Source organism: Jiangella anatolica (genome assembly GCF_003236295.1).
Taxonomy (GTDB): domain Bacteria; phylum Actinomycetota; class Actinomycetes; order Jiangellales; family Jiangellaceae; genus Jiangella; species Jiangella anatolica.
Genome location: NZ_POTW01000112.1, coordinates 1 through 20,524 on the forward strand (window position 1 = coordinate 1; position 20,524 = coordinate 20,524).

The 20,524-nt window shown below is 73.9% G+C and carries 19 protein-coding genes; 4 read left to right on the plus strand and 15 right to left on the minus strand.

All coding sequences use genetic code 11. The features are described from left to right. Positions 1-43: 43 nt before the first annotated feature. From C1I92_RS28925 to C1I92_RS28935, 3 genes are read right to left on the minus strand one after another with little or no spacing between them, the layout of a single operon-like run. The gene (locus tag C1I92_RS28925; protein WP_111258100.1) at positions 44-793 is read right to left on the minus strand and encodes a sugar isomerase domain-containing protein; all 750 of its coding nucleotides are present in this window, start codon (positions 791-793) and stop codon (positions 44-46) included. Next, on the minus strand, positions 790-2,019 hold the full coding sequence (locus C1I92_RS28930) for a hypothetical protein (RefSeq protein ID WP_111258101.1): 1,230 nt from the start codon (positions 2,017-2,019) through the stop codon (positions 790-792). The genes C1I92_RS28925 and C1I92_RS28930 overlap by 4 nt, the downstream gene beginning before the upstream one ends. Further along, the gene (locus C1I92_RS28935; RefSeq protein ID WP_199521697.1) at positions 2,016-2,957 is read right to left on the minus strand and encodes an N-acetylglucosamine kinase; all 942 of its coding nucleotides are present in this window, start codon (positions 2,955-2,957) and stop codon (positions 2,016-2,018) included. Before C1I92_RS28935 ends, C1I92_RS28930 begins: the two co-directional genes overlap by 4 nt. A 77-nt stretch (positions 2,958-3,034) precedes the next feature. Here C1I92_RS28935 and C1I92_RS28940 point away from each other — a divergent pair, with 77 nt between their 5' ends. Then, a complete protein-coding gene (locus tag C1I92_RS28940) occupies positions 3,035-3,802 on the plus strand; it encodes a GntR family transcriptional regulator (protein ID WP_111258102.1) in 768 nt (255 codons plus the stop codon). Positions 3,803-3,815: 13 nt separating this feature from the next. On the opposite strand, the gene gatB is transcribed toward C1I92_RS28940, so the two are convergent. The 12 genes from gatB to C1I92_RS35380 all read right to left on the minus strand — a co-directional run bounded on the left by gatB (position 3,816) and on the right by C1I92_RS35380 (position 16,854). Continuing rightward, a complete protein-coding gene (gene gatB / locus C1I92_RS28945; RefSeq protein WP_111258103.1) occupies positions 3,816-5,315 on the minus strand; it encodes an Asp-tRNA(Asn)/Glu-tRNA(Gln) amidotransferase subunit GatB in 1,500 nt (499 codons plus the stop codon). Continuing rightward, positions 5,312-5,533 carry a hypothetical protein gene (locus tag C1I92_RS28950; protein ID WP_111258104.1) on the minus strand — a complete coding sequence of 74 codons (222 nt, stop codon included), beginning with the start codon at positions 5,531-5,533 and terminating at the stop codon, positions 5,312-5,314. Before C1I92_RS28950 ends, gatB begins: the two co-directional genes overlap by 4 nt. Then, the gene (gene gatA / locus C1I92_RS28955) at positions 5,530-7,059 is read right to left on the minus strand and encodes an Asp-tRNA(Asn)/Glu-tRNA(Gln) amidotransferase subunit GatA (RefSeq protein ID WP_111258105.1); all 1,530 of its coding nucleotides are present in this window, start codon (positions 7,057-7,059) and stop codon (positions 5,530-5,532) included. Before gatA ends, C1I92_RS28950 begins: the two co-directional genes overlap by 4 nt. Continuing rightward, positions 7,056-7,355 (minus strand): Asp-tRNA(Asn)/Glu-tRNA(Gln) amidotransferase subunit GatC, encoded by a 300-nt coding sequence (gene gatC / locus C1I92_RS28960; RefSeq protein WP_111258106.1) that lies wholly within the window; start codon positions 7,353-7,355, stop codon positions 7,056-7,058. Before gatC ends, gatA begins: the two co-directional genes overlap by 4 nt. Positions 7,356-7,823: 468 nt before the next feature. Beyond that, the gene (locus C1I92_RS28965) at positions 7,824-8,804 is read right to left on the minus strand and encodes a type IV toxin-antitoxin system AbiEi family antitoxin domain-containing protein (protein ID WP_111258107.1); all 981 of its coding nucleotides are present in this window, start codon (positions 8,802-8,804) and stop codon (positions 7,824-7,826) included. 305 nt (positions 8,805-9,109) lie between these two features. Continuing rightward, on the minus strand, positions 9,110-9,793 hold the full coding sequence (locus C1I92_RS28970) for a response regulator (protein WP_111258108.1): 684 nt from the start codon (positions 9,791-9,793) through the stop codon (positions 9,110-9,112). Beyond that, on the minus strand, positions 9,790-12,297 hold the full coding sequence (locus tag C1I92_RS28975) for a DUF4118 domain-containing protein (protein ID WP_111258109.1): 2,508 nt from the start codon (positions 12,295-12,297) through the stop codon (positions 9,790-9,792). Before C1I92_RS28975 ends, C1I92_RS28970 begins: the two co-directional genes overlap by 4 nt. Then, complete coding sequence (kdpC, locus tag C1I92_RS28980) at positions 12,294-12,884, minus strand: potassium-transporting ATPase subunit KdpC (protein WP_111258110.1); 591 nt, start codon at positions 12,882-12,884, stop codon at positions 12,294-12,296. The genes C1I92_RS28975 and kdpC overlap by 4 nt, the downstream gene beginning before the upstream one ends. Before the next feature lie 7 nt (positions 12,885-12,891). Beyond that, entirely contained in the window at positions 12,892-14,976 is a 2,085-nt protein-coding gene (kdpB, locus tag C1I92_RS28985; RefSeq protein ID WP_111258111.1) for a potassium-transporting ATPase subunit KdpB, read from the minus strand. Then, positions 14,973-16,634 (minus strand): potassium-transporting ATPase subunit KdpA, encoded by a 1,662-nt coding sequence (kdpA, locus tag C1I92_RS28990; protein WP_111258112.1) that lies wholly within the window; start codon positions 16,632-16,634, stop codon positions 14,973-14,975. Before kdpA ends, kdpB begins: the two co-directional genes overlap by 4 nt. Beyond that, positions 16,634-16,723, minus strand: coding sequence for a K(+)-transporting ATPase subunit F (gene kdpF, locus C1I92_RS28995; protein WP_111258113.1), 90 nt, complete (start codon positions 16,721-16,723; stop codon positions 16,634-16,636). The genes kdpA and kdpF overlap by 1 nt, the downstream gene beginning before the upstream one ends. Then, positions 16,720-16,854, minus strand: a complete 135-nt coding sequence (locus C1I92_RS35380; RefSeq protein WP_267896773.1) for a hypothetical protein — start codon at positions 16,852-16,854, stop codon at positions 16,720-16,722. The genes kdpF and C1I92_RS35380 overlap by 4 nt, the downstream gene beginning before the upstream one ends. A gap of 218 nt (positions 16,855-17,072) precedes the next feature. Here C1I92_RS35380 and C1I92_RS34090 point away from each other — a divergent pair, with 218 nt between their 5' ends. The 3 genes from C1I92_RS34090 to C1I92_RS29010 all read left to right on the plus strand — a co-directional run. Next, positions 17,073-18,038, plus strand: a complete 966-nt coding sequence (locus C1I92_RS34090) for a hypothetical protein (RefSeq protein ID WP_158564322.1) — start codon at positions 17,073-17,075, stop codon at positions 18,036-18,038. Continuing rightward, entirely contained in the window at positions 18,035-19,333 is a 1,299-nt protein-coding gene (locus C1I92_RS29005; RefSeq protein WP_111258114.1) for a sensor histidine kinase, read from the plus strand. Before C1I92_RS34090 ends, C1I92_RS29005 begins: the two co-directional genes overlap by 4 nt. Further along, a partial coding sequence (locus C1I92_RS29010; protein WP_111258115.1) for a sensor histidine kinase occupies positions 19,330-20,524 on the plus strand: 1,195 nt, incomplete at its 3' end. The genes C1I92_RS29005 and C1I92_RS29010, both read left to right, overlap by 4 nt.

Below are 20,524 nucleotides of genomic sequence, written 5' to 3' on the forward strand. Positions count from 1 at the left end.
ACCCTAACCCGTCCCCGCCCGGAGACCGTCGGCGCCGCGACTCCTACGGCTCGATCGGGCGCACCCGGTCCTGGTAGCGCTTCAGGAGCTGCCGGTTGTGCGCGTCGCCCGCCGCCAGGTTGGCCGAGATGTAGACCGGCGGCTCCTCGCCCCGCTCCAGGAGCTCCCGGCAGACCAGCTCGGTGAGGATCTGCGCCGCCAGCACCCCGGTCAGCGACGACACCGCGCCGATCCGCACGCCGGGGGCGACCTCGATCGCCGCGTCGCCCTCCGGCGCGCCGTTGTCGATGACGACGTCGGCGAGATCGGCCAGCCGCGGGCCGCAGGCGGTGCGGGCCGCCGCCGACCGGGTGTGCGCCAGCGACGTGATCGCGATCAGGCCGTGGCCGCGCTCGCGCACCAGCTGGGCCATCTCGACGATCGCCGCGTTGAGGCCGGAGTTGGACACGATGAGGAACACGTCCTCCGGCCGCGGACGGGCCAGCGCGTAGATGCGCCCGGCCAGGCCGGACTCGCGCTCGTACGTCGGGTCGAGGATGGCTGCGGGATCCTCGCCACCGAACATCACCAGGTCCTTCACGGCGAGCATGCCGACGGGGACCAGCCCGCCCGCGCGGCCGGCCAGCTCCAGCGTCACGATGCGCGAGTGCCCGGTCCCGAACGTCTGCAGCACGCCGCCGGCCGCGATCGACCCGGCCAACATCGCGGCGGCCTCCCGCAGGGCCGGCAGCTGCGTCTGCACGACGTGCTCGACCAGCCCGGCGGCCCGGGCGGCGTACTCCGATGCGATCACGTGCTCTCCTCACCTGTGACGGACCGCGCCGCGTCCACGGCGGCGTCCACGACCTGTTCGCCGCTGCCCAGGCGGACCGGGCTGACGAGCGTCTCGTACGTGGGCGAGGTGCCGCGGCTGGGCAGGTAGCCGAGGTAGCCGTTGGCGTAGCCGACGACGATGACGTCCAGCCCGGCGCCCGCGCGGATCGCCTCGCCCAGCTCCAGGAACAGCTCGCCCGGGATCGCCACCAGCGTCACGCCGCCGAGCCGGACCGCCTGGACGTCCACGTCGTAGGGCTCGCCGCGGGCGGCCAGCTCGCCGGCGATGCGCCTGCCCTGGTCGAACACGTGGCGGGTGCGCTCGTCGGCGCTGCCGTCGGCGGTGGCCGCGGTCGCGGCGGCGAGCTCGGTGGCGGTCCGGGGCTCCAGCCGGACCCGTCGCTCCAGTGCCGGGCCGATGGTGTCCGGGCCGGGCCGCGACGGCGCCGGGGCCGGGGCCGGGGTCTGGTTGGGCGGCAGCGGCAGGGCCGCGGCGACCAGCGACGCGAGCCGGTCCAGCTCGGCCGGGCTCCGGCCGCGGCGGGTGTGCCGAGTGCTGATGTCGCCCGCGGCGCCGGTCGCGGCGACGGCCCAGCGGCCGGGTGCTCGGAGGGCGCGGCGGATCGCGCCGTTGAGGTCCGCAGAGACGTCGCTGTTGCCGGCCGGCAGCACGGTCGGGTGCACCGGCGTGACCGTGACCACACCGGTGACCCTCCCTCCAGCTGACACGACGAGCGCGTCGACCGGCACGGCCAGCCGGTCGGCGGCGCCGGCGGTCCGGCGGCCGGCCAGGTCCGCGACCTCCGCGCGGACGCTGGTCAGCGTCGCGTCCCGCTCGTCGGCGACGGCCGCCTTCGCCGCGCTGACGGCCGCCTCGACCAGCCGCCGCCCGACGTCCGGCGGCGTCGGGCCGCCGCCGGGCCGGCAGCCGGCCTCGGGGCTCGCGTGCGTGTGCGTGGCGGCGACCCAGCAGTCGTCGATCCGGAGCTCCCGCAGAGCGTCGCGCACCTGGCCGGCGACGTCGGCGTTGACGCAGACGAGGTCGGCGACGACCAGCGCGAACCGGCGCCCGCCGGCGGCGAACGTCACGACGTGCACCTCCAGCGGATCCAGCACGCCGCCGACGCCGTGGGTCCGGTCGGCGTAGCCGCCCATCGGCTCGCCCGGCCGGACCTCGAACACCTGCTCCCCGTGGCCGATCCTCACCCGTGCTCCCCTGCCTGTGCTCGCAGCCGCGCCAGCACCCGCTCGTATGGCGCCACCCCGCGCAGCAGCCTCAGCCCGCCCTCCAGCGACGATCCGGCCGGCCTGGTCAGCTCCAGCCCGTGCTCACCCAGCCCGACGCCGAGGCGGTCCAGCAGCGGACCGCCCGCGTCGAGCAGCCGGCCGGACCACGACACCCGCGGCCCGGCGTCGGGCTGCCGGCGCGCGGCCGAGGCGGCCAGCGCGACGAGGTCGTCGACCGCCGCGGCGCAGATCGTCCGGGCGACGGCGTCGTGGCCAGCCGCCTCGACGACCGCCGGCGCGAACCCCGCGACCCGCGCCACCAGCTCCGGGTCGCGGTAGAAGCGCTGCAGCGCGGCCAGCCCGGTCCCGCCGACGGCGTCCGGGAACCGCTCGCTCAGCACGGTGTCCGGGCCGACACCGTCCAGCGCCGCCGTCGCCGCGCGCAGGCCGGCCAGCCCGATCGCGTAGCCGCTGCCACGGTCGCCGAGCGCCGGGCCCCAGCCCTCTACCGTCGCATACTCCCCGCCGGCGCCCATGGCCAGCACGTTCGTCCCGGTGCCGATGCACAGCACGGTGCCCGGCCCGGCCAGCGCGCCGGCGTGCGCGAGGTGCACGTCCTCGGCCACCAGCGCCGGCCCGCCCAGTTCGGCGCCGATCCGCCGGGCCAGCTCGCGCCGCGGGCCGGGCTCGCCCGGCACCGCCGTCAGCCCGGCGACGATGCCGGCCACCCGGTCCGGCAGGTCGAGCCCGGCGGCCGCCGCCCGGACGGCCGCGACCGTCCGCTCGACGCCGTCCTCGCCCGGCACGTAGCTCATGCCCGGCCCCGTGCCGGTCTGCCGCCGCGAGCCCATCACCGCCAGCAGTCGCAGCGCCGACTTGCCCCCGTCGATACTGATGAAGGTCGCGGGCGTGGTCACGAGCCGACCGTAATACCGGTCTAGACCGGTGTCAATCCGTAGGATGACCGTGACCCGGTCGAGCAGAGGAGCGCACCGTGCCGAGGCCACGACACGAGCCGAACGGCGTCGCGCCGGATGTGTTCACGACCGGCGACGGCGCGAAGGGCGCGCACATCCAGGAGGTGCTCGCGACGCTGGTCCAGCAGTCGCGGGACGGGTCGCTGCTGCCGTCGGAGCGGGTGCTGGCCGAGCGGTTCGGGGTGGCCCGCATGACCGTCCGCGGCGCCATCGACGAGCTCGAGGCGCGCGGCATGGTGCGGCGGGTGTCCGGGCGAGGCACGTTCGTGCAGCGGCCGACCCTCACCCACTCGGAGATCTTCCGGTCGTTCAGCCAGGACATGCGCAACCGCGGCATGACGCCCGGCTCGCGCAGCTACCGGGCCCGCACCCGCCCCGCGACCCGCGACATCGCCGAGCGCCTGGGCGTCGACGTCGGTGCGCCGGTGCACTCCATCGAGCGCGTCCGCACCGCCGACGGCACCCCGATGGCGCTGGAGCGGACCAACCTGCCGGCCGCGCGGTTCGGCACCCTGCTCGACGTCATGAACCGCGACCAGTCCCTCTACGACGTGCTGGCCAGGGTGTTCGGCGTGCGGCTGGAGTCGGCCGAGCAGACGGTGTCGATCGCGCGGCTCAGCCCGGCCGAGGCCAGGCGGCTGGAGGTGCCCGGCTACGACCCGGCGTTCCTCGTCGAGCGGCGCGCGCTCGACACCATGGGCAACGTGGTCGAGTTCGGCCGCTCGCTCTACCGCGGCGACCGCTACGCCATCGAGATGCACGTCAGCCGCCCGGCGGGCGGCTGAGCGCGCAACCCCGTCAGCTCTGCAGCCGCTCCAGGATGAGCTCGCGGGCCCGCTTGGCGTCGGCCTGGCCCTTCGTGGCCTTCATGATCGCGCCGATGAGCGCGCCCACCGCGCCGAGGTTGCCGGCGCGGATCTTGTCGGCGACGTCGGGCTGGGCGGCGATCGCGTCGTCGACGGCGGCGCCGAGCGCGGAGTCGTCGGAGACGACGGCCAGCCCGCGGGCGGCGACGACCTCGTCAGGGGTCCCCTCGCCGGCCAGTACGCCCTCCACGACCTGGCGGGCGAGCTTGTCGTTCAGCGCGCCCTCGCCGATCAGCACCTCGACCCGGGCGACGTCGGCGACGGAGATGCCGGCGTCCTCCAGCGCGACGCCGCGCTCGTTGGCGACCCGGGCGACCTCGCCGAGCCACCACTTCTTCGCGCCACCGGCCGTCGCGCCCGCGGCGACGGTGTCGAACACCAGCGACAGCGCGCCGGCGTTGACGACGTCGCGCATCTCGAGGTCGGTGAAGCCCCACGCCTCCTGCAGCCGGGCGCGTCGCACCGACGGCGGCTCCGGCAGCGTCGCGCGCAGCTCGTCGACCCACTCGCGGGACGGCGCGATCGGGACCAGGTCGGGCTCGGGGAAGTACCGGTAGTCCTCGGCCTCCTCCTTGACCCGCCCGGACGTGGTCTCGCCGGTGTCCTCGTGCCAGTGCCGGGTCTCCTGCACGATCGTCCCGCCGGACGACAGCACCGACGCCTGGCGCCGGATCTCGTACGTGACGGCCCGCTCGACCGACCGCAGCGAGTTGACGTTCTTCGTCTCCGTCCGCGTCCCGTACGCAGCGCCCGGGAGCCGCAGCGACACGTTGGCGTCGCAGCGCAGCTGGCCCAGCTCCATGCGCGCCTCGGAGACGCCGAGCGCCCGGATCAGCTCGCGCAGCTCGGTGACGTAGGCCCGGGCGACGGCGGGAGCGACCTCGGCCGGCACCTCGATCGGCTTGGTGACGATCTCGATCAGCGGGATGCCGGAGCGGTTGTAGTCCAGCAGCGAGTGCGACGCGCCGTGGATGCGCCCGGTCGCCCCGCCGACGTGCAGCGACTTGCCGGTGTCCTCCTCCATGTGCGCCCGCTCGATGCCGATGCGGTACTCGACGCCGTCGGCGACGACGTCCATGTACCCGTCGAACGCGATCGGCTCGTCGTACTGCGAGGTCTGGAAGTTCTTCGGCATGTCCGGATAGAAGTAGTTCTTCCGGGCGAACCGGCACCACTCGGCGATGGAGCAGTTCAGCGCCAGGCCGATCCGGATGGCCGACTCGACGGCGATCTCGTTGACCACCGGCAGCGAGCCGGGCAGGCCCAGGCAGACCGGGCAGACCTGCGAGTTCGGCTCGCCGCCGAACGTCGTGGAGCAGCCGCAGAACATCTTCGTGGCGGTGCCGAGCTCGACGTGGACCTCCATGCCCATGACGGGCTCGTAGGTCGCGATGGCCTCGTCGAACGAGGGCAGCGCCGTGGTCACGGTCATTCGTCGTCCTTCAGCTCGACCAGCGGCTTGTTCTCGTTCTGCGACTCGCGGATCTCGCGCACGACGATCGCGATGGTGATGGCGACGGACAGGATGCTGAGCACGGCGTCGATCATCCGCAGCTTGTCGCCCTCGCGGCGCGCCTTGGTGAGGCTGCGCGCGGCGCCCACCGCGCCCAGCGCCGAGCCGCCGAACTTGGCCAGGTACTTGGCGTTCACTGTCCGATCCCCTCCAACGCGGGTGCCTGTTCCAGCAACGTTCCCCCCCATTGCGCGGCGTATGCGCTCTCGACCGCCGCGCCGACGAGATACAGGCGGTCGTCGGCCAGCACCGGCGCCATGACGTGCAGGCCGACCGGCAGGCCGTCCTCGTCGGCCAGCCCGGCGGGGAACGACGCCGACGCGTTGCCGGCGAGGTTGCTCGGGATGGTGCACAGGTCGTTCATGTACATCGCCAGCGGGTCGTCGACCTTCTCGCCGATCGGGAACGCCGTGGTCGGCGTCGTCGGCGACACCAGCACGTCGACCTGCGCGAACGCGGCGTCGAAGTCGCGGGCGATGAGCGTGCGGACCTTCTGCGCCTGGCCGTAGTAGGCGTCGTAGTAGCCCGAGGACAGCGCGTACGTGCCGAGCATGATGCGCCGCTTCGCCTCGGCGCCGAAGCCCTGGCCGCGGGTCAGGCTCATGACCTCCTCGGCGCCGCGGCTGCCGTCGTCGCCGACCCGCAGCCCGTAGCGCATGGCGTCGAACCGGGCCAGGTTGGAGGAGACCTCGCTGGGCAGGATCAGGTAGTACGCGGCGAGACCGTACGTGAAGTGCGGGCAGGAGACCTCGACGACCTCGGCGCCCAGCTTCGACAGCAGCGCGACCGCGTCGTTGAAGCGCGCCTCGACGCCGGCCTGGTAGCCCTCGCCGCCGAGCTCCTTGACGACGCCGACCCGCAGGCCGGTGAGGTCGCCCTCGGCGCCGCGCTTCGCCGCCGCGACGACGTCGGGCACCGGCTGGGCGATGCTGGTGGAGTCCAACGGGTCGTGACCGGCGATGACGGTGTGCAGCAGGGCCGCGTCGAGCACCGTGCGGGCGCACGGGCCGGCCTGGTCGAGGCTGGACGCGCAGGCGATCAGGCCGTAGCGGCTGACCCCGCCGTAGGTGGGCTTGACGCCGACGGTGCCGGTGACGGCGGCCGGCTGGCGGATCGAGCCGCCGGTGTCGGTGCCGATGGCCAGCGGCGCCTCGTACGCGGCCAGCGACGCGGCCGAGCCGCCGCCGGAGCCGCCCGGGATGCGGGTGAGGTCCCACGGGTTGCGGGTGACGCCGAACGCGGAGTTCTCCGTCGACGAGCCCATCGCGAACTCGTCCAGGTTGGTCTTGCCGAGGATGACGATGCCGGCGTCGCGCAGCCGCCGCGTGACGGTGGCGTCGTACGGCGGGCGCCAGCCCTCGAGGATCCTGGAGCCGGCGGTGGTCGGCATGTCTGCGGTGGTGATGACGTCCTTCAGCGCCAGCGGGACGCCGGCCAGCGGGCCCAGCTCCTCGCCGGCGGCGCGGCGTGCGTCGACGGCGGCGGCCGCGGCCAGCGCGCCGTCGGTGTCGACGTGCAGGAACGCGTGCACGCCGGCCTCGGCGGAGCCGTCGACCTCGGCGATGCGGTCCAGGTGCGCCTGGGTGACCTCGACGGCGCTGACGTCGCCGGCCTTGACGGCCGTGGCGAGCTCGGCGGCCGTCCTGCGGGTGAGGCCGCTCACTGCTCCTCCCCCAGGATCTGCGGCACGCGGAACCGGCCGTCCTCGGCGGCGGGCGCGGCGGCCAGCACCGACTCGGGGGTCAGGCACGGGCGCGGCTCGTCGGCCCGGAACACGTTGGTCAGCGGCAACGCGTGTGACGTCGGCGGGATGTCGTCGGCCGCGACCTCGGTGACCTGCGCGACCGCGCCCAGGATCTGATCGAGCTGGCCGGCCAGATGGTCCAGCTCGTCGGGGGCGAGGTCGAGGCGAGCGAGGTGCGCGAGGTGCGCGACCTCCTCGCGACTGATCGAGGGCATGACTGACTCCATGGTCGGGGAACCATCCGATCCTATGGCGACGGCGGCGGCGTTCGCTCCCCAGGTTCGATGTTGCAGCCGCTTGGCACGCCGGAGCGCTCCGCCGGGCCTTGGGGTCGCCCGCTTGGCACGCCGGAGCGCACCCCCGGCTCCGGCGTGTCCCGCTTGGCACGCCAGAACGCACCCCCGGCCCCCGGCGTCCCCCGCTTGGCACGCCAAAACGCTCCTGCAGCCCCGGCGCGTCCCGCTTGGCACGCCAGCACGCTCCACAAAAGCCGCGAAACGCCCGGGTAAGGTCGCCCACGCCGTGCCAAGCGGCGCACCCGGGCGTGCCAAGCGGACCTCACCGGGGCGCGCGCCAAGCGGACCGCTCTGGAGGCCGGCCCGGATGCGGGCGCGTGCTGCGCGAACCGCAGTGCGGGACCCGGCGTGCGCAGACCTGGCGTGCGGGAGTGCGCGGAGTGAGCTTCAGCGTGCTGCGCGGTGCGTCGAGGCGAGCGGCGGGACACCGTACATGCGGGCGGCGATCCGCGAGTGGCGCACGATCCGCTCGACGACGGCCTCGGGACGGCTCATCGCCTCGGCTGCGGTCCAGCGGACGACGACGTACCCGGCCTCCTCGATCCGTAGTTGCCGCAGTTTCTCGTCGACCAGCACGTTCTCCTGGTCGGCCCGGAACGGCGCGGTGTACTTCAGGTGGCCGTCGACCTCGCCCACCAGTCGATGCTGCCGCCAGACGAAATCGGCTCGCGCACCGCCCGCGCCGCGGCCTGCGACCCAGACGTTGCACGCCGGCAGCGGCAGCCCGGCTGACACGAACCCGGCAAAGGAGACGGACTCGGCCGGCGACTCCCTGGCTCCGTCGGCATGTGCGGCGACCAGCATCGCCTGGGAACCATGCGGCCAGCGGGACTGTCGTTCGGCGACCTGGCGCAGCTCCCCGGCCGAGGCGATCCCGCTGCGCAGCGCGGCGTCGGCCAGCACCAGGCCGGCGGCGAAGTCATGCTCGCGCGCGACGTCCGCAGCGGTCCGGGCCGGCGTCGTCACCGGCACGCCGTGCAGGAGGAAGACGTCGGTCTGCTCGACGCCCGCCGTGCGTAGCCGCACGCCTGTGTACGCCCGCCGCCCATGCGGCCGCGTCGGCCGTGAGAACCGCAGCGGCCGCGGCTCGCCCCAGGGCACCGGCAGGCCGGCGATCACCGCGGCGGAGTACCCGACCGCCCAGCCGCTCCGGCCCAGCGCGAGCCAGGCGGCGCACGTCTCGACCGTGTGCCGATCGGCCGGCCTGCGGCCACTCGCTCGCCACACCTCACCGTCGCAGTAGACGCCGCGACGCAGCCGGACCAGCCGCCCGGTTGTGACAGCGTGGCGTAGCGCGCCAGGGCTCAGGCCCCGTGCGCGCAACTCCGCGATGGTGGACACTCCCACCACGCCGATCCGCCTCGTCATGTCGGCCAGCCTGCCCGAGCTCCCGCCGCCGCGCCGATCGCTATCCACAGGCGCGGGCGCACGTCGGCTCGGCAGGCCCCGCTGTCCACAGCCCCGGCTTGGCACGCCCCACTGCTGCTGAGCCCGCCTTGGCACGCCGGAGCGCTCCACAAACGGGACTGAACGGACGCGCGAGGTCGCCGGTGACGTGCCAAGCGGGACGCGGCGACGTGCCAAGCGGCACCCCCGGGGCAGAGAAGGACGCCGGGACGTGCCAAGCGGAAACCCCCAAGGGCAAGCGGGACGCGGGGGCGTGCCAAGTGGGGTCAGGGCTCGAAGCGGTAGCCCATGCTGGGCTCGGTGATCAGGTGCACCGGATGCGACGGATCGGGCTCCAGCTTGCGCCGCAGCTGCGCCGTGTAGACCCGCAGGTACCCCGTCTCCTTCGAGTACGACGGCCCCCACACCTCGCGCAGCAGCTGCTCCCGCGACACCAGCGTGCCGGCGTTGCGGACCAGCACCTCCAGCAGGTGCCACTCGGTCGGAGTGAGCCGCACGTCAGAACCCGACCGGGACACCTTCTTCCGGGCCAGGTCGATCGACAGCTCCCCCGCGACGACGACGGACTCGCCGGAGGCGGACGGGAGCGAGCGGCGCCAGGCGGCGCGCAGCCGCGCCAGCAGCTCCTCCATGTCGAAGGGCTTGGTGACGTAGTCGTCGGCGCCGGCGTCCAGGGCGCGCACCTTGTCCGCGGAGTCCTGCCGGGCCGACAGCACGATGATCGGCACGCTGGTCCAGCCGCGCAGTCCGGCGATCACCTCGATGCCGCTCAGGTCCGGCAGGCCGAGGTCGAGCACGACGACGTCGGGGTGACGGCGGGCGGCGGCCTCCAGCGCGCCCCGTCCGTCGGCGGCGGTGACGACGTCCCAGCCGCGGGCGCGCAGGTTGATCGCCAGCGCCCGGGTCAGCGCCGGCACGTCGTCGACGACGAGGACGCGCGGCCCGGTCACGATGGCGCCCCCGACGACAGCGGCAGCCGCAGCACCATCGTCAGCCCGCCGCCGGGAGTGTCGTCGGCGGTCAGGGTGCCGCCGAGCGCCTCGACGAAGCCGCGCGCGACCGCGAGCCCCAGCCCGACCGAGCCGCCCGCGCCGGACGAGCCGTCGCCGAGCCGCCGGAACGGCCGGAACATCGTCGCCTTGTCCGCCTCGCCGACGCCGGGCCCGCGGTCGACGACCCGCAGTTCCACCGAGGAGCGGACGACCGCCGCGGACACCGTCACCGGCACGCCGTCCGGCGAGTACCGCACCGCGTTCTCCACCAAGTTCGCCAACGCCCGCTCCAGCAGCCCGGCGTCGGTCGTCAGCAGCGGCAGCGACTCCGGCACGTCCAGCACCACGCTGCCCGAAGGCACCCCGGCCAGAGCACGCGGCACCACCTCGTCCAGCGCCGCCGGCCGCGCTACCGGGCGCACCGTCTCCGTCTCCAGCCGGGACAGGTCGAGCAGGTTGTCGATGAGCCGCTCCAGCGAGTCCGTCGCCGACCCGACGGTGGCCAGCAGCTCGGCCTGGTCCCCCGGCGAGAACACGACCTCGTCCTGACGCAGGCTGCTGACGCCGGCCTTGATCGCCGCCAGCGGCGTGCGCAGGTCGTGCGAGACGGCGGCCAGCAGCGCCGTGCGGATCGCGTCGCCCTCCTCCAGCCGGCGCGCCTCCTCCGCGCGCTCGCGCAGCCGTTCCCGCTCCAGCACGACGGTGGCCTGCGCGGCGTACGCCTCCAGCACCCGCCGGTCGCCGCCCTCGAGGACGCGGCCGCGCAGCGCCAGCGCCAGCGTCTCGGAGATCATCACCTCCGACGAGCCCTCCTCCGGCGACGCGCACGGCCGGCCGCCTGCGCACTCGACCGTCGTCCACCGCTCGTGCGAGTCGTGCCGCTCCAGCAGCGTCACCGACTCCATCCCGAACCGCTCGCGCAGCCGCTCCAGGATCGCCAGCACGGTGTTCTCGCCGCGCAGCACCGACCCGGCCAGCGCGCTCAGCGTCTCCGCCTCCGCGCCGGCCCGCGACGCCTGGATCGTCCGCCGGGCGGCCAAGTCGACGACCGACGCCACCCCGATCGCGACCAGCACGAACACCACCAGCGCGAACGCGTTCTGCGGGTCGGCGATGGTCCACTCGTAGTACGGCGGCGTGAGGAACCAGTTGAGCAGCAGGCTGCCGAAGACCGCCGCCGTCACCGCCGGCCACAGCCCGCCGATCAGCGCGACACCGACCGTCAGGGAGAGGAACAGCATGATGTCGATCGGCAGCTCGTGGATCTCCCGCAGCCACACCAGCACGGCAGTCAGGGCCACCGCGCCCAGCAGCGCCGTCACCCAGGCCAGCACCCGCCGGTTCCGGCTCAGCACCTCCGCCCGCTGCGGCAGCGTGCCCTGACCGGCCCGTTCGTGCGTGACGACGTGCACGTCGATCGGGCCGGAGTCGCGGACGACGCGGGCGCCGACGCCCTCGCGCAGCGAGAGCTGCCAGCGCGGCCGCCGGCTCACGCCGACGACGATGAGCGCGGCGTTGGAGCCGCGGGCGAAGTCGAGGATCGCCGCGGCGACGTCCTCGCCGACGACCTGATGAAACGTTCCGCCGAGCGTCTCGGTGAGCGCCCGCTGCTTCTCCAGTGCCCCGGGTGGCGCGCCGGTGAGCCCGTCGCTGCGGGCGACGTGGACGGCGAGCAGCTCGCCGCCGGCGCCCCGGTTCACGATGCGGGCGGCCCGGCGCAGCAGCGTCTCGCCCTCCGGGCCGCCGGTCAGCGCGACGACGACCCGCTCGCGGGTGTGCCACGGCGCCTCGATGCCCTCGTCGACGCGGTACTTCTCCAGCGCGTCGTCGACCCGGTCGGCCAGCCAGAGCAGCGCCAGCTCGCGCAGCGCCGTGAGGTTGCCGATCCGGAAGTAGTTCGCCAGCGCCGCGTCGACCTTCTCCGCGGCGTAGACGTTGCCGTGCGCCAGCCGCCGGCGCAGCGCCTCAGGCGACATGTCCACGAGCTCGATCTGGTCCGCGCGGCGCACCACCTCGTCCGGGATCGTCTCCCGCTGCGTCACCCCGGTGATCGACGCGACGACGTCGTTGAGCGACTCCAGGTGCTGGATGTTGACGGTCGTGATGACGTCGATGCCGGCGGCCAGCAGGTCGTCGACGTCCTGCCATCTCTTGGCGTTGCGAGAGCCCGGCACGTTCGTGTGCGCGAGCTCGTCGACCAGGACGACCTGCGGGCGGCGGTGCAGGATCGCCTCCACGTCCATCTCCTCGAAGTCCGTCCCGCGGTAGGTCACGACCCGCCGCGGGATCACCTCGATGCCGTCGAGCAGCTCGGCGGTGTGCGGCCGGCCGTGCGTCTCGACCAGCCCGGCGACCACGTCGGTGCCGCGCGAGCGCCGGCGATGACCCTCGGACAGCATGTCGAAGGTCTTGCCGACGCCCGGCGCGGCGCCGAGGTACACGCGGAGGCGTCCTCGTGTCATGAGGCGTCCAGGTCCTCCAGTGCGAGGTTCAGTTCGAGGACGTTGACCCGCTCGCCGCCGAGGAACCCGAGGACGCGGTCCTGGATGTGCTCGTCGACCAGTTCACGGACGGCGGCCGGGTCCAGCCCGCGGGCCTCGGCGACCCGGTCGGCCTGGATCGCGGCGTACGCCGGCGAGATGTGCGGGTCCAGCCCGCTGCCCGACGCGGTGACGGCGTCCGGCGGCACGTCCGCGGGGTCGACGCCGTTGAGCTCGGCCACCGCCGCCCGCCGCTCCTCGACGGCGGCCAGCAGGTCGGCGCTCTCCGGGCCGAGGTTGGAGCCGCTGCTGGCCAGCGTGTCGTAGCCGTCGCCGGCCGCGGACGGACGCGGGTGGAACCACTCATCGCCGTCGAACGGCTGCCCGATCAGCGACGACCCGACGACCTCGCCGTCGTGCGACACCAGCGAGCCGTCGGCCTGGTCGCCGAAGGCCAGCTGCGAGACGCCGGTGACGGCCAGCGGGTACACGACGCCGAGCAGAACGGTGAACAGCAGCAGGACCCGCAGCCCCGCCCAGCTCTGCCGCGCCAGTCCAGTCAGATTCACAGGAAACTCACCCGATTCCAGGGATCGCCGACACGAGCAGGTCGACGAGTTTGATGCCGATGAAGGGGACGACGATGCCGCCGAGCCCGTAGACCAGCGCGTTGCGTTGCAGCATCGCCGCCGCTGACAGCGGCCGGTACCGGACGCCGCGCAGCGCCAGCGGGATCAGCGCGACGATGATCAGCGCGTTGAAGATGACCGCGGACAGGATCGCCGACTGCGGCGTGGCCAGCCGCATGATGTTCAGCGCGTCCAGCTGCGGGTACACGACGGCGAACATCGCCGGGATGATCGCGAAGTACTTCGCGATGTCGTTGGCGATAGAGAACGTCGTCAGCGCGCCCCGGGTGATCAGCAGCTGCTTGCCGATCTCGACGATCTCGATCAGCTTCGTCGGGTCGGAGTCGAGGTCGACCATGTTGCCGGCCTCTTTGGCCGCCGACGTGCCGGTGTTCATCGCGACGCCGACGTCGGCCTGCGCCAGCGCGGGCGCGTCGTTGGTGCCGTCGCCGGTCATCGCCACCAGCCGGCCGCCGGCCTGCTCACGCTTGATCAGGGCCATCTTGTCCTCGGGCTTGGCCTCGGCGAGGAAGTCGTCGACGCCGGCCTGCTCGGCGATGGCCTTCGCGGTGACGGGGTTGTCGCCGGTGACCATGACGGTGCGGATGCCCATCGCGCGCAGCTCGTCGAACCGCTCGCGCATGCCGCTCTTGACGACGTCGGCGAGGTGGATGACGCCCAGGATGCGCGCCTCCCCGTCCCGCAGCTCGGCCACGACCAGCGGGGTGCCGCCGGCCGCCGCGACGCCGTCGACGACGTCGTCGACCGCGATGTCCGGCCGGCCGCCGTGGTCGCGGACCCAGCCGAGGACGGACCCGGCGGCGCCCTTGCGCACCTGGTGCCCGTCGGCGAGGTCGACGCCGGACATCCGCGTCTGCGCGGTGAACTCCACGAACGTCGCGCCCGGCAGCTCGCCGGTGTGCCGTTCGCGCAGCCCGTACCTCTGCTTGGCCAGGACGACGACGGAGCGGCCCTCCGGCGTCTGGTCGGCGAGGCTGGCCAGCTGGGCCGCGTCGGCAAGCGCCGGCTCCTCGACGCCGGCGACCGGCAGCAGCTCGACCGCCTGCCGGTTGCCGAACGTGATCGTGCCGGTCTTGTCCAGCAGCAGCACGTTGACGTCGCCGGCGGCCTCGACGGCGCGCCCGGACATCGCCAGCACGTTGCGCTGCACCAGCCGGTCCATGCCGGCGATGCCGATCGCGGACAGCAGCGCGCCGATCGTCGTCGGGATGAGGCAGACCAGCAGCGCGACCAGCACGATCATCGACTGCAGCTGGCCGGAGTAGCCCGCGAACGGCTGCAGCGTCACGACGGCGAGCAGGAAGATGATCGTCAGACTGGCCAGCAGGATGTTCAGCGCGATCTCGTTCGGCGTCTTCTGCCGGGCCGCGCCCTCGACCATCGCGATCATCCGGTCGACGAAGCTCTCGCCCGGCCGCGCGGTGATCTTCACGACGATGCGGTCCGACAGCACCTTGGTGCCGCCGGTGACGGCGCTGCGGTCGCCGCCGGACTCGCGGATCACCGGCGCCGACTCGCCCGTGATGGCGGACTCGTCGACGCTGGCGACGCCCTCGACGACGTCGCCGTCGCCGGGGATCACCTCGCCCGCCTCGACCACCACGAGGTCGCCGAGCCTCAGGTCCGAGCTGCTGACGACCTCCTCGAGGCCGTCGGTGAGCCGGCGGGCCGGCGTCTCCTGCTTCGTCGCCCGCAGCGTCGCCGCCTGCGCCCGGCCGCGTCCCTCGGCGACCGCCTCGGCCAGGTTCGCGAAGACCACCGTGATCCACAGCCAGGCGGTGATCCACCAGGAGAACGTGCTGGAGTCGGTGATCGCCAGCACGGTGGTGAACACCGCGCCGATCTCGACCACGAACATCACCGGCGACGTGATCATCCGCCGCGGGTCCAGCTTGCGCAGGGCGTCCGGCAGCGAGGACACCAGCTGCCGCGCGTCGAAGAGACCGGCGCCGACCCGCGGTGCCTGGACGCTCGTCACTGTCTGCTTCCTTCCGGGTTCGAGGATCGTCATGCCAGCGCCACCGCGATCGGCCCCAGCGCCAGCGCCGGGAAGAACGTCAGGCCGGCGACGATGATCACCGTCACCGAGTGCAGCCCGACGAAGAGCGGACGGTGTGTGGGAAGCGTCCCGGCGGTCACCGGCGTGGGCTGCTGCCGGGCCAGCGCGCCGGCCAGCGCGAGCACCAGCACGATCGTCGTGAACCGGCCGATCAGCATGGCCAGCCCGAGAGCGGTGTTGTAGTAGTCGGTGTTCGCGGTCAGCCCGGCGAACGCGCTGCCGTTGTTGTTGGCGCCGGAGGCGAACGCGTACAGGATCTCCGACAGCCCCTGCGGCCCGTCGCCCAGCAGCGACGCCCTGGTGTCGTCGAACGACGCCGCGATCGCCGCGCCGATGAGCAGCGCGAACGGCATCGCCAGGATGTACAGGGCGACCAGCGAGATCTCGTACCGGCCGATCTTCTTGCCCAGGTACTCCGGTGTCCGCCCGACCATCAGACCGGCCAGGAAGACGGCCAGGATGGCCAGCACGACCATGCCGTAGAGGCCGCTGCCCACGCCACCGGGCGAGACCTCACCCAGCATCATGTTCAGCATGACGACGCCGCCGCCGGCGCCGGTGTAGCTGGCGTGCATGGAGTTGACGGCGCCGGTCGAGGTGCCGGTGGTGGAGTTGGCGAACAGCGCCGAGCCCCACACGTCGAACCGGACCTCCTTGCCCTCCGTCGCGGCGCCGACGGCCTGCGGCACCGTGCCGGGGTGGTTCACCTCGGCGGCGGTGACGGCGACCAGGGCGGCGCCCCAGAGCACGGCCATCGCCGCGAGCACCGCGTAACCCTGCCGCTTGTCCTTCACCATGACGCCGTAGGTGCGGGCCAGCGACACCGGGATCACCAGCAGCAGGAAGATCTCCAGCAGGTTGGTGAGCGCGTTCGGGTTCTCGAACGGGTGCGCGGAGTTGACGTTGAAGAAGCCGCCGCCGTTCGTGCCGAGCAGCTTGATGACCTCCTGCGAGGCCACCGGCCCGCCGAGCACCGACTGCACGGCGCCGCCCAGCGTCGTCACCTCGTACGGCGCGGTGAAGTTCTGCACGACGCCGCCGGCCACGAGCACCAGCGCGAAGAGGAACGCGATCGGCAGCAGGATGCGGACGACGCCGCGGGTCAGGTCGACCCAGAAGTTGCCCAGCCGGTCCGTACGGTGCCGCGTCAGCCCGCGGATCAGCGCGATCGCCACTGCCAGGCCGGCCGCGGCGGACAGGAAGTTCTGCACCGTCAGCCCGGCCATCTGCGCGGTGTAGCCCAGCGTCGACTCTCCGGCGTAGGACTGCCAGTTCGTGTTCGCGACGAACGACGTCGCGGTGTTGAAGGCCAGCGCCGGCGGCATGCCGTCGAAGCCGAGCGACAGCGGCAGCAGGTCCTGCAGCCGCAGGACGGCGTAGAGCAGCAGGACCGACATCGCGGAGAAGCCCAGCGCCGAGAGCAGGTAGGTGCTCCAGCGCTGGTCCGCCTCCGGGTCCACCCGGACGATCCGGTAGAAGGCACGTTCGGCGGCGAGGTGCCGGGTCGACGTGAACACGCGCGCCATGTAGTCGCCGAGCGGCTTGAAGACGACGGCGAGCAGGACGAGCAGGAGCGCGATCTGCAGCAGGCCCGCCGCGGTGGCGCTCATCAGAAGCGCTCCGGGAAGAGCAGGGCCGCGAGCAGGTAGCCGACCAGGAGGACGGCCACGATCAGGCCGACGACGTTCTCTGCGCTCACCGGTCCGCCTCCGGCCGCGTCGCGTCAGCGTCGACGCCGTAGCGCCGGCCGAGCCGGTCGACGCCGGCGCCGAGCAGGGCCATCACGACGAAGAAGACCACCGTGAGGCCGATGAAGGCGACGTCTTGCATGGACACCCCTGAGGGAAGCTCAGGCCCCGCCGTTCGGAGCCGACATCGCCAGCAAACCCCCCGAAGGCGCAGCCCGCGGCGTGGTTAGCGGCCTCTTAGCGGCCACGGCCGGCGGTCTTCACACCCCGTTAGCGCGGCTCCATGGTGGGGCTGTCCCCACCATGGAGAGTGGAGCGGGCATCGCTGTGCCGGCGGGCGGTGCGGGACACGCTGGGAGCGTGTCCTCCACGGCCAGGTTCGCGACGGCGCTCGGCCTGGCCGCGGTGGCGCTTGTCGTCGCGCTGCACTGGGTGCTGCCGGTGGCCGATCCGGTCACCGGTGCGGTGACGGCGGCGCCGGCCGCGGCGGTCGTGCTCGCGGCGCCGCTCGCGCTGCTCGCGGCCGGGGCCGGAGGCACCGGCGGCGCCGGGCTGTCGCGGCTGGCCCGGGCGGGGCTGCCGTTCGCCGTGGTCGCGGTGCCGCTGATCGACGGCGCGGCGCGGCTGCTGTGGCTGCCGGCCGCGCTGGCGGTGCTGGCGGTGGCCCGGCCGGCGCTGCTGCGGCTGCACATGCGCTGGCGCGGCGCCGAGCTCGCCGCCGTCGCCGGCGCGGCGCTGCTGGCCGGCCTGGCCGAACCGGCCGGGCCGGCGGTCGTCGCGGCGGTCTGGCTGGCGGCGTACCAGACCGGCGTGCTCGTCCGGGCCGGGACGCTGGACCGGCTGCGCCCCGTCCACGCCCTGACGGTGGCCGCCGCCGGCACGACGGTCGGAGTCTGCGGGCTGGTGCTGGCGGCGTTGTCGCACGGCGACGGCGGCGCGCTGCCGTCCGCGTCGGTGCTGCTCGGGTTCACCGCGGCGCAGCTGGGGCTGGCGCTGGCCGCACGGCCGTTGATCGACCGGTGGACGGCCGGCGCTCCGGTGGCCGGCGGGCTGGCCTGGCTGGCGCCGCGGCTGGTCACCGTCTACCTCTGGCAGCTGCCCGCGGTCGCGCTGGTCGCCGTCGTCGCGGTCCGCGTCGCCGGGTACGTGCCGCCGTCGTCCTTCGACCAGCAGTGGCGCGCTGACCTGCCGTGGTGGCTCGTCTGCTGCGCCGCCGCGCTCGGCGCGGCGGTGCACCTCATCGGCCGGGTGGGGACAGCCCTACCTCGCACTCACCGGGTGACCGGCTCGTCTACCCTGCAAGCACACGGAAGGCTGGAGGCATGAACACGCAGATCACCGACCGGCCGCGAGCCGGCTGGCGGCAGCTCCCCCGCGACCTCGCGTACCTGCTGCCGGGGCTCCCCATCGCCATCGCCTCCTTCACGATCATGGTGACCGGGTTCGCCCTCGGCGCCGGGCTGTTCGTGCTGGCCTTCCTCGGGCTGATCGTGTGGATCGCCATGCTCGGCGCCGCCCGCGGCTTCGCCGTCGCCGAGCGGGCCCGGGTCGCGCTGCTGGAGGACCGCCCGGTCGGGCCGGCCTACCACCGTCCGGCCTCCGGGAAGGGCCTGGGCCGGCTGTTCAGCTACCTGCGCGACCCGCTGGCCTGGCGCGAGTGGGGCTTCGGCATCCTGATCCTGCCGATCCGCTGCTTCACCTGGAGCATGACGATCGCGTGGACGGCGGCCGCGTTCGGCGGCACCTCCTACGTGCTGTGGGAGTGGGCGCTGCCGCGCGACAACGAGGACAACGACACGCTGGCCGAGCTGATCGGCCTGGGCGACGGGCGGCTGCCCGACGTGCTCCTCAACACCGGCATCGGGCTGGTCTTCCTGCTGACGCTGCCCTTCATGCTGCGTGCGCTGGCGCTGACCGAGTCGTCGCTGGTGTGGGCGATGCTGACGAACGAGAACGCGGCGCTGCGGGCCCGGGCCGACGAGCTGAGCCGCAGCCGGCAGGCGGTCGTGCAGGCCGAGGCCGACACGCTGCGCCGGGTCGAGCGCGACATCCACGACGGGCCGCAGCAGCGCCTCGTCCGGCTCACCATGGACCTCGAGTCTGCGCAGCGCCGTTTCGACGACGACCCGCAGGCCGCGCGGCCGCTGCTGGCGGGCGCCGTCACGCAGACGAAGGAGGCGCTGGCCGAGCTGCGCGCCGTCTCGCGCGGCATCGCACCGCCGATCCTCACCGACCGCGGGCTGCCGGCCGCCCTCGCCGCGGCGGCCGCGCGCTGCCCCGTCCCGACGACGCTGGACGTCGGCGCGGACCTGGCCGAGCGGCTGCCGACGGCGATCGAGAACGCCGCCTACTTCGTGGTGACGGAGTCGCTGACGAACGTCGCCAAGCACTCGCAGGCCTCGCAGTGCGCGGTCTACGTCGTCCGCGTCGGCGACGTCCTGCACGTCCAGGTCGCCGACGACGGCCGCGGCGGCGCGCACCTGGGCAAGGGCCACGGCCTGGCCGGCCTCGCCGACCGTCTGGCCGGCGTCGACGGCCGTCTGGACGTCGTCAGCCCGCCCGCCGGCGGCACCGTCGTCACGGCCGAGCTGCCCATCCCGGCCACGAACGGTGTCCGATGAGCGACGAGACGACCCGGCCGGGGGTGACCTGGCGGCAGATCGGCCGCGACCTGGGCTTCCTGCTGCCGGGCATGCCGATCGCGATCGCCTCGTTCACGCTGATGCTCGTCGGCTTCGTCCTAGGCATCGGGCTGGTCGTGCTCGCCTTCGTCGGGCTGTTCATCCTGATGGCGACGTTGCTGACGGCCCGCGGGTTCGCCCGGGTCGAGCGGGCCCGCGTCGGCGCGATGGAGCGGCGGGCGGTCGGGCCGGTCTACTACCAGCCGGCCCGCGAGCGCGGGCTGTCGCGGGTGCTGGAGGTGCTGCGCGACCGGCAGTCCTGGCGGGACTGGCTCTACGGGGTGCTGATCCTGCCGGTGCGGGTGTTCACCTGGTCGGTCACGATGGTCTGGCTTGGGCTGACGATCGGGCTGTCGCCGCTGATCGCGCTGTCCTGGGTGATCGCGGGCGGCGGCGGGTTCCGCGGGCTGCCGCTGGCGCTGGCGCACATCCTGCGCGGCGTCGCGATCCTGGAGTCGTCGCTGGTGTGGGGGCTGCTGACGAACGAGACCGCGGCGCTGCGGGCGCGGACCGAGGAGCTGAGCCGCAGCCGTCAGTCCGTCGTCGCCGCCGAGGCGGAGATGCTGCGCCGGGTCGAGCGCGACATCCACGACGGGCCGCAGCAGCGCCTCGTCCGGCTCACCATGGACCTGGAGTCCGCGCAGCGTCGCTTCGACGACGACCCGCAGGCCGCGCGGCCGCTGGTCGAGGAGGCGGTGCTGCAGACGAAGGAGGCGCTGGCCGAGCTGCGCGCCGTCTCGCGCGGCATCGCACCGCCCATCCTCACCGACCGCGGCCTGCCCGCGGCCCTCGCGGCGGCGACCGCCCGTTGCCCCGTCCCCACCACGCTGGATGTCGACCTCGCCGACGGTGAGCGGCTGCCGACGGCGATCGAGAACGCCGCCTACTTCGTGGTGACGGAGTCGCTGACCAACGTCGCCAAGCACGCCGACGCCACGACCTGTGCCGTCTCCGTCGTCCGCGTCGGCGACGCCCTGCACGTCCAGGTGAGCGACGACGGCCGGGGCGGCGCGCACCTGGGCAAGGGCCACGGCCTGGCCGGCCTCGCCGACCGTCTGGCCGGCGTCGACGGCCGCCTGGACGTCGCCAGCCCGCCCGCCGGCGGCACCACCGTCAGCGCCGAGCTCCCCC

Coding starts and splice junctions, on each gene's coding strand:
- gatB (WP_111258103.1), bottom strand. CDS start 5,315: ATGACCGTGACCACGGCGCTGCCCTCGTTCGACGAGGCCATCGCGACC.
- gatC (WP_111258106.1), bottom strand. CDS start 7,355: ATGCCCTCGATCAGTCGCGAGGAGGTCGCGCACCTCGCGCACCTCGCT.
- C1I92_RS28965 (WP_111258107.1), bottom strand. CDS start 8,804: ATGACGAGGCGGATCGGCGTGGTGGGAGTGTCCACCATCGCGGAGTTG.
- C1I92_RS28975 (WP_111258109.1), bottom strand. CDS start 12,297: ATGACACGAGGACGCCTCCGCGTGTACCTCGGCGCCGCGCCGGGCGTC.
- kdpB (WP_111258111.1), bottom strand. CDS start 14,976: ATGACGATCCTCGAACCCGGAAGGAAGCAGACAGTGACGAGCGTCCAG.
- kdpA (WP_111258112.1), bottom strand. CDS start 16,634: ATGAGCGCCACCGCGGCGGGCCTGCTGCAGATCGCGCTCCTGCTCGTC.
- C1I92_RS35380 (WP_267896773.1), bottom strand. CDS start 16,854: ATGCAAGACGTCGCCTTCATCGGCCTCACGGTGGTCTTCTTCGTCGTG.
- C1I92_RS29005 (WP_111258114.1), top strand. CDS start 18,035: ATGAACACGCAGATCACCGACCGGCCGCGAGCCGGCTGGCGGCAGCTC.